This window comes from Salmonella sp. 5800 (assembly GCF_046558195.1).
Lineage (GTDB): Bacteria > Pseudomonadota > Gammaproteobacteria > Enterobacterales > Enterobacteriaceae > Salmonella > Salmonella enterica.
Genome location: NZ_JBGDOX010000052.1, coordinates 1 through 232, shown reverse-complemented (window position 1 = coordinate 232; position 232 = coordinate 1). Strand labels below are relative to the sequence as shown.

Here is a 232-nt window from a genome sequence, read left to right as displayed (position 1 = left end):
AGTCCTCGAGCAGGTTGAGCTTGCGATAGGCGATGCGCTCGCGCAGCAGGGGATCGACCTCCACCTCGCGGTCGACCGGCGTCATCCACAGGCGACGCAGCTCTGCAGGCACGCCCTTGGCGGTATCCTGCGTATAGCGTCCGCGCGCCACGGTCGCGAGAATCTCGGTCGAAAGGTCGGTCGCGAGGATGCGCAGGTCCGACCGCGCCAGCCGCTGCGCGACGCCGCGCTG

General features: G+C 69.4%; 1 protein-coding gene. It reads right to left on the bottom strand.

Features of this window, described 5'->3' with window-relative positions:
• Window positions 1-232: CheR family methyltransferase (locus ACLJZ5_RS22165; protein WP_410959039.1), on the bottom strand; the 232-nt coding region annotated here is incomplete at both ends.